Genomic DNA, 10,633 nt, shown 5'->3' on the forward strand with positions numbered 1-10,633 from the left:
CTCCCTATCCTACTAGAAATTTTCCTTCCAAATACTTATTTTGACTTTCTCTTCTTGTCTTTCCGGCAAAGAAGACAGCAAGTGAAATCGGCCCGATTCGTCCAAGAAACATTGCAAAGACGATAATCATGCGGCCTGCCAGATTCAATCCCATGGTCAGATCGCGTGTCAAACCAACGGTTGCGGATGCACTGATGACCTCAAATAATGCATCTTCCAGGCGAACCGGATTGACCATGATCAGAGCCAATGTCAATATAATGACGGCAAATGAGCTGACATAAACAATCACGGATGCTTTTCGCATGGAATCATCCGATACTCTCCGGTGAAAGAGAATATTCGAATTATGCGAACGGATATAAGAGAATACACCCATCATTGCCAAAAAGAAAGTGACGGTTTTCACTCCGCCTGCCGTTCCGACAGGGGACCCTCCGATGAACATCAGGACATAGCTGATTACACAGGACAAATCGGTCAGGCCGGATTGTGAAAAACTTGAAAAACCGGCAGTTCGCAATGTAACGGATTCAAACAGGCTGTTGGTCAGCTTGTTAAATGTGGACATATTTCCGATTGTCTGAGGGTTATGATATTCTGCGATAAAAAAGAATATCCATCCAAACAGAATTAATGTAACGGTAACGGTTAATACCAGTCTGGTATGCTCGTTGAGCCGTTTGAAAATCTGAACGGGATTGAATTTGCGTTTGATTCCTTTTCGCACATTGGTTGACAGGTCAAACCAGACAACATATCCGAGACCGCCGAGGACAATCAATATGATCGTGACAAAAAGTACAAGCGGATTGGAGTGGTAATCAGCCAGACTGGTGGTACCGATGATGTCGATGCCCGCATTACAAAATGCCGATACGGAAGTAAATACGGAAATCCAGATTCCTTTTGCAATTCCGAATTCCGGAATAAAGCTGGTCATATAAAGCAAAGCACCGAACAGTTCAATGATGAGTGTTCCGCGGACAATGCGAATCAGCAATTTTAACACTCCGGAATCAGTGTTCAGGTTGAGTGAATCCTGCAATACCTTTCGGTCGCTGAGCGAAAACTTCTTTTGCATCAAAAGCATAAGCATGGATATTACTGTAATGATACCCAATCCCCCAATCTGTATCAGACCGAGGATGATGATTTTTCCAAACAGACTCCAATAACAAAATGTGTCAACGACTACAAGCCCCGTAACACAGACGGAAGTTGTGGCAGTAAACAATGAGGTGGGAAAATCAGTCCAGTTTTTTGTCGCGGACGAGATTGGGAGCATTAATAGAAATGTTCCAATCAGGATTGCGAATAAAAAGCTTAGCGGAATAAGCCGTGTGGACGAGATCTTTCTGATGTTCATAATAGCCTCCATATCAAATAACTGCCCCATTATATCATCATACTTTCCAAAATAAAAGAGGACCTTGGGAAGTTGACTGTCCGAATTATAGGACTTCAAAAATGGCATCATATCGGTGTAAAGAGAACGGTACGAAAAGAGGAGGACTATATGAAGAATATATTTGGATGGTATTTGGGAGTATCAATGATGGAAGCAATCGGCGTGTTTATGTTTTTGTGCGGCATCTTTCATATCACAGTCGGCGAAATCGGAAAAGCGGCAAGCGTGGGATATGTATTTGGAATGACCGGAATTTTCTTTGGAATATTTTTGTTGATGCAGCTGAATCGAAAACGAAATGTTTAGTTTTTTTTAATAAATGGAAGCGGCTGTTTGGTTGACTGATGTTTTGAACTTGAATATACTAATTATAAGAATGCCTTACTATACTTAAAAGAGGAAGCATTATGAAAAGTATGAAAAAACGTCTGACCACAATGGTCGTGATTTTGTCACTGTTGTGCACTTTTGGGTTGCAGGATACTTCGATTCACGCAGACCAGCAGACCGGTAAGGTTGTGACACAAAAGGCAAATTCAACTGTCAATGTCCGAAAGACTGCCTCATTGGAAGCTGAAATATTATGTGCGCTATCGACCAATACGGAGGTGACTGTTATGTCATCTACACAGGGAGCGGACGGTTTTGTATGGTACAAAATCCAATGCAAACATCCGCAGACCGGCGTTTTGGTGACCGGATATATGCGTTCGGATTATGTTGAGATTCAAAAAACAAATAATGAAGATTCCGAGACCGCACTGACCGGGACCGGTACGATTACAGCCAATAATGTTTATGTGCGTGAACATGCGGGAACCGACGGCAAAAAGGTGACGGCACTTGACAAGGGTGATGCAGTTGAGATTATCGGCCAGACAAACGTTGCAGGTGCAGTCTGGTATCATGTCAGGTGCACAAAGGATGGCAAAGGATTTGAAGGATATACGCATGGTGATTATATCCTGATTGATGTTGCCGAGGATGATGATAACGGAGATTACAAATCACAATTAAAGAAGGCCGGCTTCCCGGACAGCTATATTCCGTATCTGGTATCTCTGCATGCCAAATATCCGAACTGGAAATTTGTCGCGGTCAATACCGGTTTGAAGTGGAGTGATGTCATTGCCGGTGAGTGCGCGCGCAATGATTCGAATCTCGTGTCCAAAACAGCGGATGATTCTATGAAAAGTACCGCAAGCGGTGCTTATAATTGGAAGACGAATACATGGACCCTGTATGACAGTGAGCGCTGGGTAGCGGCGCATCCGGACTATGTGGCTTATTATATGGACCCGCGTAATTTTCTGGATGCAACCAATATTTTTCAGTTTGAAGCGCTCAGCTATTCGGATTCACAGACATTGAACGGTGTGAAGAGTATCCTCAAAGGAACCTTTATGGCTGGTTCCGTTGTGGATGCGGATCGCACAACACTTAATTATGCAAGCACCTTCATGAAAATCGGAAAGGAGTCCGGTGTCAGCCCGTATCATCTGGCAGCTCGTGTGATTCAGGAGCAGGGTGTTGGCGGAACCAGTGTGATGATTTCCGGGACTTATTCCGGCTATACCGGTTATTATAATTATTTTAATATTGGTGCAAGTGGTCAGGGACAGACGGCTGTCATCACAAACGGATTGGCATATGCCAAGAAGCAGGGTTGGAATACGCGTTATAAATCTTTGCAGGGCGGTGCTGCAACACTGGCAAAGAATTACATTGCACGCGGTCAGGATACCTTATATTTTGAAAAATTCAATGTGATTTATAAAGCTGGTTTATACAGCCATCAATATATGCAAAACCTTCTGGCGGCATATAATGAAGGTCGCAAGATGGCAAACGGTTATGCAGATAAGGCGCAGACATTTGTATTCCGAATCCCGGTTTATCAGAATATGCCTTCGTCTGCTGTGACATTTACCAGCAAAGGAAATCCGAATAATTATTTGAAATCATTATCGGTTTCCGGACAGTCTCTGACGCCGGCTTTCAACGGAGATAAGACAAGCTATACGATGGTTGTGCCGAATGCTGTCAGCTCGATTAAGATATCGGCAACGGCCGTGGCTTCGACATCCAAAGTGTCCGGAACGGGAACCTACAATCTGGATGTGGGAGATAACAAGATTACTGTAAAATGTAAATCACAGAGTGGTGTTACGCGCAGTTATATTATTATGGTCACCCGACAAAAAGCATCGGATGATGACGGAGACAGCAGTGTCTCTTCTTCGAAATATCGCATTGACAAATATATCACCGGTGTGGCATTGAACACAAAGGCGTCTACATTCCTGAAAAATATCACTGCAAAGAACTGTACTGTGAAATTACTTGATGCGACAGGTTCGGAGAACAAAGGAACTGTTGGAACCGGAAACAAACTGGCCGTCTATGAAAACGGCAAATTGTTGAAAACATACGGCATTGTCATTTACGGCGATGCAAATGGAGATGGCGATATTAATGCACTTGATTTGATCAAAATCAATCGTCATATCCTTGGCAAGGCAAGTTTAAGCGGATGTTATCTGACTGCGGCCGATGCCAATAAAAGAGGCGATGGTGTGAATGCGCTTGATTTGATTGTGACAAACAATCAGATTCTCGGACGCAAAAACATCGCACAGTAAGGTGGAACATTTATTATGAAAAAATTAACGAGCATACTAATGGCAATTGCATTGGTTGCGATTACAATCTTTTTGCCTTTGGGAACAGTGGTTCATGCTGCTCCAAAGGTATCCATTTCCGTTTCGAAATCGACCGTTCAGATTGGTGATAAAGTGACAGTGACAGTATCCGTACCATCCGGTTATGCGGCATCCGGATATGTCAGTGTGGAAAATAGCAGTGCGGAATGGGATTCTACGCGTGATCAGAAATTTTCCATCGGAGATGCAGCGGGACAGCCGGCGAGCGCGTCATTCAGCTATCGCGCAAAGGGCGAGGGCAGTGCGACATTTGTGGCACATGTTTCCGCGATGGGTGATGCAAACGGAGATTCAATCAATGTTGCAGATGCGTCCGCGTCCGTAAAGGTCGAAAATCAGGCAGGTTCGGATGAGGAAGAAAAGAGTGATAACAATTATCTGAAGTCTCTGGTGATTTCTCATGGAACTTTATCTCCTTCTTTTTCGAAAAGGACGACAGAATATACTGCAACGGTTCCGAATGCGGTAACGTCTGTATCGGTGTCTGCAACACCGGATGATTCGACGGCAGATGTGATTTCGGTGGATGGCAATAGCGGATTATCCATCGGCAGAAATACGGTTAAAATTGTTGTCAAGGCCGAAAATGGTGAGCGCCGTACCTACACCATTGTGATTACACGAAAAGAAGACGGTGACGAACCGGAACCGGAATCCGAGACAGAGAGTGAGACTGAAAGTACGCAGGAAGAAGAAAAAGAATTTACTTTTTCCGGACAGAAGCTGTTTTCCGCGGAGGAAATACCGCAGGAAGAATGTCCGGAAGATTTTGATCTTTCAACGATTGATATCGGTACGCAAACCTATCCTTGCGCAGAATTTAAGAACGGTGAATTATATCTGTTATATCTAAAATCCGAAGGACAGGAACAGGGCACCTTCTATATTTATGATCATGAGCAGGATGTAGTCTATTCTTTTGTAAAGATTACTTCAGAGCGAGGATATATCATTGCATTATTGCCACAGGTGGATCAGATCCCGAAAGGGTATGGTGAGACAACACTTTCTATAGAAGGAAAAGGTGTTGTGACTGCATATCAGACAGAGGATCTGTTGGAACAGAATCCACAGTCACAGAATAATTTTGGACTCCTTGACTGGCTGAAGCCGGAGACGATATATGCAGCTGAGCCAAAAGCCGCAGATTTTTATCTGCTTTACGGAATCAGCAACCAGGGAGAAATTGGCTGGTACAATTATGATCAGGTAGAAGGAACTTATCAGCGCATGTCATTTTCGGAGGCGGAATCGCAGACGGAACATGATATTTCCTATGAAGAACTTTCTAATGATTATTATAATGTCAAACGAAAATTCGAAGATTATAAAATGAAGGCAATGTTTGTCGCTGCAATTGGAATTGTAATCCTGCTTGTGCTTGTGATTTCATTGATTGCAGTGGTGGCATCCAATCGTAAAAATCATTTGGACGATTTGGAACTGGATGTGGACGAACTCGAAGAAAGCGAAATATTAGACGAACCGATTCGGGTGGCGGATGCAGTCCCTGAAGAAAAGCCGGTGTCTGCTGAAAAACAGGTATCTGTAGAAAATCAGGTATCAGATTCGACCACGAAGGAAAAATTTGATACGGTTGATTTGAGTGCGTTATCAAATCAGATTGAAGAACAAATTGCAAATCATCTTTCAGATGGAGAAGTCGTTGGCGATGATGACGATGATTTTACCATTATTGATTTATAATATGGAGGTTTGAAATTGAAACCATATACAAAGAGTGCAAAAAAAGCCCTGGATTTGGCAAAGCGTGCTGCCAAAACGCTGGGGGTCAATTATATCGGCAGTGAGCATCTGCTGATCGGACTTGCGAAGGAGCCAAACGGTGTTGCTTCCTATGTATTGAGCGAAAATCAGGTGACGGTTGAAAAAATCGAAAAAATGATTCGTGAATTTATTGCAGGGGAAGAACCGATTACCATTACGGAACGAGAGGGATATTCTACCCGAATGAAAAAGATACTCGAGCGCGCAGACTATTTGGCAGGACAGTATCATTCGGATGAAGTCGGCACAGAACATTTACTGATGGCCCTTTTGACTGAGTGGTCTTCGGTGGCGGTTCGTGTGCTCAATACCATGAATTTATCCACGAAGATCTTATATATGCAGGCAATGAAAAATATAGGCGAGGATGAGGAAGTGCATCGCGAAGAACTGATGGCCTTGGAGGGCGGCAATCCGGATACAGTCGGAAGCGAGTCTGAGACTCCGATGCTCGATCAATATTCGCGCGATTTGACGGAAATGGCGCGCAAAGGATTGCTTGATCCGGTGGTCGGCCGTGAAAAAGAGACAGAACGCCTTCTGCAGGTACTTTGTCGTCGTGGCAAGAACAATCCGTGTCTGATTGGAGAACCGGGAGTCGGAAAGACCGCAATCGTTGAGGGAATTGCGCAGAGCATCATCGACGATAATGTTCCGGATCTGATGAAAGGAAAGCGTCTGGTTTCTCTGGATATGTCAGGGATGGTGGCAAAATCAAAATATCGCGGTGAATTTGAAGAACGCATCAAGGGTGTAATCAATGAGGTGATTGCATCCGGCAATATCATTCTGTTTATTGATGAGCTTCATACGATTATTGGTGCAGGCGGTGCCGAAGGTGCATTGGATGCTTCTAATATTTTGAAGCCCTCTCTGGCGCGTGGTGAGATGCAGGTAATCGGTGCGACAACAGTGGAGGAATATCGCAAATACATCGAGAAAGATGCTGCATTGGAGCGACGCTTTCAGCCGATTATGGTAGAGGAACCGACGGAGGAAGAAAGCCGTGAAATCTTAACCGGTATCAGACCATTGTATGAGAAACATCATGGTGTGACAATTACGGATGAAGCAATTGAAGCCGCTGTTTCATTGTCTGCACGCTATGTGAACGATCGCTTTCTGCCGGATAAGGCAATCGACCTTGTGGATGAGGCTGCTGCCCGTGTACGGCTGGGACTTGTGAAAAAGGACACGCGCGGACATGAATTACAGCTTGAATTAAAGCAAATCAATTTGGAGATTGAAGAGGCATTAAAAGCCGGTGATATTGAAAAAGCAAAAGAACTTCGCGCACAACAGCATTGTCTGCAGGACGAACAGGAAAAAAGACTTAAGAAAAAAAATCGTTCATCTGCATCCAAGCATGCGATTGTCGGCGAGGAAGAAATCGCAGGCGTAGTGGCAGGATGGACCAAGATTCCTGTTACCAAATTGACCGAAAAGGAGGGAAGCCGTCTGGCCAAACTCGAAGATACATTACACAAACGTGTGATTGGACAGGAAGAAGCAGTGACGGCAGTTTCCAAAGCGGTTCGCCGTGGTCGTGTGGGCTTAAAGGATCCTCGCAGACCAATTGGGTCATTTCTGTTTCTTGGACCGACCGGTGTCGGCAAAACAGAAGTGTCAAAAGCACTTGCGGAAGCGGTATTTGGAACGGAAGATGCGTTGATTCGTGTGGACATGTCCGAATATATGGAAAAGCACAGTGTTTCCAAGATGATTGGATCGCCTCCGGGATATGTGGGACATGAAGAAGGTGGACAGTTGAGTGAGAAAGTGCGTCGCAATCCATTTTCGGTTATTTTGTTTGATGAGATTGAAAAGGCACATCCGGATGTATTTAATATTCTGCTTCAGGTGCTTGACGATGGACGCATCACAGATTCGCAGGGACGGACTGTTAATTTTAAGAATACGATTATTATTATGACTTCCAACGCGGGCGCAGGTTCGATTGTGGAACCAAAACGATTGGGATTTGCTTCTGTGGAAGATGAAAAGCAGGATCATGAAAAGATGCGCAGCAGCGTGATGGAGGAAGTGCGTCGTATTTTCAAACCGGAATTTTTGAATCGAATCGACGAGACCATTGTATTCAGAACCTTAAACAAACAGGATTTAAAGGCGATTGTTTCGATTCTGGAGAAAGATTTAAAGGCACGCTGCAAAGAGCAGCTTGATATTGACTTTAGCATGAGGGATTCCGCAAAATCTCTTCTGGTCGATCTGGCTTATGATAAGAAATACGGGGCAAGACCGCTCAAACGCAAACTGCAGGAAGAAGTCGAAAATCCGATGGCAGAAAAAATCATTGCCGGCGAAATCAAGCGTGGTGACAAGGTGGTTATCACATCCAAGAACAAAAAAATTGCTTTGGAAATTGGCTAGTATTCGACATTGGATTATAGTATAATTGTTTAAAGTGCATGGACAAGCACATAATAGGAGGAAAAAAGATGTCTGCAATCAGTGAATTGATTCGTGTTGAGTCAGATGGAAGCATTAGTTTCGGAGATTATACTTTGGCTGCAAAGGCAAAAAAGGATAATTTCGAATACAAAGGAGATCTTTACAAGGTAAAGACCTGCAAAGAGATTACCAAGTTGGAGAGCAATGGAAAATTTGTTTATGAATCGGTTCCGGGCACCGCGGTATGTAATTTTTCACAAGATGAGAATTCGGTTGCATTTCAGGTAGAAGGACCGGATGATGCACAGATTACCTTGGAATTGGAAGAGGATGCAGAATACGAAATCACCATCAATGATAAGAATGCAGGAGTTATGAAGACGAACCTAGGTGGAAAGCTTACCATTGGAGTGGAACTTACCGATGCAGATGCTGCAGTTGTAAAAGTCGAAAAGAAATAAGGACTCTTAAATCCCTCGTTCATTCATTGAACGGGGGATTTTTTGGATAGAGTAGGAGGATATATGCCAAAGGCAAAAACAAATATTTTTTTCTGCCAGAATTGCGGATATGAATCTGCAAAATGGATGGGGCAATGCCCGTCCTGCAAAGAATGGAATACCATGGTCGAAGAAGTGGTAGACAAAAAAAGTATCAGTAAATCCGGAAAGAGTGTGGACCGCGCCAAAGCAACTCCGCTGCCAATTTCACAAGTACATTCGTCCTCTGAACATCGAATGGAAACCGGAATCAAGGAATTTGATCGCGTATTGGGCGGTGGAATTGTCAAAGGTTCATTGATATTGCTGGGAGGAGACCCGGGAATCGGAAAATCAACCTTGCTGTTGCAATTGTGCCGAAACCTGTCAGTCATATTTGCACAGGCTGGGAAAAATGAAAAAGGAGAGTATTCCAACAAAATATTATATGTTTCCGGAGAGGAATCCGCGCAGCAGATTAAGATGCGTGCCGACCGGATCGGAGGGTTCGAAGACACCCTCGAATTGCTTGCGGAAACCAACCTGTCGTCGATTCGTTCGGTGATAGAGAATCGAAAGCCGGATGTGATTGTGATTGATTCCATTCAGACAATGTATCAGGAAGAGGTAAGTTCTGCACCCGGAAGTGTGTCACAGGTGCGCGAAGCAACCGGTATTTTGATGCAGATTGCAAAACAGCAGGGCATTACTGTTTTTGTTGTCGGACATGTGACGAAAGATGGTATGGTTGCAGGCCCTCGTATGCTCGAGCATATGGTTGATACAGTGCTGTATTTTGAAGGGGATAAAAGCGAAACATATCGTATTTTGAGAGGTGTGAAGAATCGATTTGGTTCCACAAATGAAATCGGTGTGTTTGAGATGCGTGCGGATGGCCTTAGAGAAGTTGAGAATCCATCGGAATATATGCTAAGCGGTAGACCGGAACAATCGTCTGGTTCTGTGGTAACCTGTTCAATAGAAGGAACGCGCCCAATCCTATTGGAAATTCAAGCGCTTGTATGTCACAGCTTTTTTAATAATCCGAGACGAACAGCGAATGGCGCGGATTACAATCGCGTCAACCTGTTGATGGCTGTATTGGAAAAAAGATTGCATTTGACTTTGTCGGACTGCGATGCATATGTCAATATTGCAGGCGGAATGCGAATGACGGAACCGGGAGCGGATCTGGGTATTGCATTGGCATTGATATCAAGTAAGAAGGATATCATTATCGATGAGTCTGTGATTTGTTTTGGCGAAATAGGGTTGAGTGGAGAAGTGCGTGGTGTGTCTATGTCGGAACAGCGTGTGACAGAAGCAAAAAAGCTTGGATTTCAAACCTGTATACTTCCACAGGTGAGCAAAGAGATGCTTGAGCGCGATGCAAAGGATATTATAAAGGGAATCCGGCTGATTGGTGTACGCTCTGTAGCAGAGGCAATGGAGGCAATCAATCGCTAAATGATTGAATTGTAACTATTAGTCTGATAATTTGCACAATTCGAACAATTTCGGGGATAAACAACTATTTTCCCACTTTAGAAAAATGTGATATTTTCTGTTGACAGATGTTGATTACGATGATATTATAACAAAGCTGAATCGCACAGCACTTGATTGTGACTTGAGATGCAGCGAATGAAAATTGTTTGAATTGTGTCCGGCTTGAATGCTTTGAGAAACAATTCAAAAATAAATTAAAAAAGTTCTTGACAAGCGATTGAGATTTTGATAAGATATCAAAGCTGTCGCTGAGACAGACAACAGTACATTGAAAACTGAACAGTGAATAACCTTGAAAGATTTGAAAAACT

At 43.6% G+C, this 10,633-nt stretch carries 7 protein-coding genes; 6 read left to right on the forward strand and 1 reads right to left on the reverse strand.

Annotated elements, in window-relative coordinates:
• Window positions 1-4: 4 nt before the first annotated feature.
• The gene (locus CSX02_RS06920; protein ID WP_242970432.1) at window positions 5-1,369 is read right to left on the reverse strand and encodes a TrkH family potassium uptake protein; all 1,365 of its coding nucleotides are present in this window, start codon (window positions 1,367-1,369) and stop codon (window positions 5-7) included.
• Between the two features lie 150 nt (window positions 1,370-1,519).
• Between CSX02_RS06920 and CSX02_RS06925 the strand changes: the two genes are divergently transcribed.
• The 6 genes from CSX02_RS06925 to radA all read left to right on the forward strand — a co-directional run bounded on the left by CSX02_RS06925 (window position 1,520) and on the right by radA (window position 10,280).
• Entirely contained in the window at window positions 1,520-1,717 is a 198-nt protein-coding gene (locus tag CSX02_RS06925; RefSeq protein WP_031542162.1) for a hypothetical protein, read from the forward strand.
• Between the two features lie 101 nt (window positions 1,718-1,818).
• Window positions 1,819-4,053: an SH3 domain-containing protein gene (locus CSX02_RS06930; RefSeq protein WP_099386131.1), complete on the forward strand. Its 2,235-nt coding sequence runs from the start codon at window positions 1,819-1,821 to the stop codon at window positions 4,051-4,053.
• Between the two features lie 15 nt (window positions 4,054-4,068).
• Complete coding sequence (locus CSX02_RS06935; protein ID WP_099386132.1) at window positions 4,069-5,841, forward strand: cadherin-like beta sandwich domain-containing protein; 1,773 nt, start codon at window positions 4,069-4,071, stop codon at window positions 5,839-5,841.
• 15 nt (window positions 5,842-5,856) lie between these two features.
• Window positions 5,857-8,313, forward strand: a complete 2,457-nt coding sequence (locus tag CSX02_RS06940; protein WP_330399476.1) for an ATP-dependent Clp protease ATP-binding subunit — start codon at window positions 5,857-5,859, stop codon at window positions 8,311-8,313.
• A gap of 68 nt (window positions 8,314-8,381) precedes the next feature.
• Window positions 8,382-8,795, forward strand: coding sequence for a hypothetical protein (locus CSX02_RS06945; RefSeq protein ID WP_031542153.1), 414 nt, complete (start codon window positions 8,382-8,384; stop codon window positions 8,793-8,795).
• A gap of 63 nt (window positions 8,796-8,858) precedes the next feature.
• Window positions 8,859-10,280 (forward strand): DNA repair protein RadA, encoded by a 1,422-nt coding sequence (radA, locus tag CSX02_RS06950; RefSeq protein WP_099386134.1) that lies wholly within the window; start codon window positions 8,859-8,861, stop codon window positions 10,278-10,280.
• Window positions 10,281-10,633 lie beyond the last annotated feature (353 nt).

It is taken from the genome of Agathobacter ruminis (genome assembly GCF_002735305.1).
In the GTDB taxonomy this organism is placed as follows: Bacteria; Bacillota; Clostridia; order Lachnospirales; family Lachnospiraceae; genus Roseburia; species Roseburia ruminis.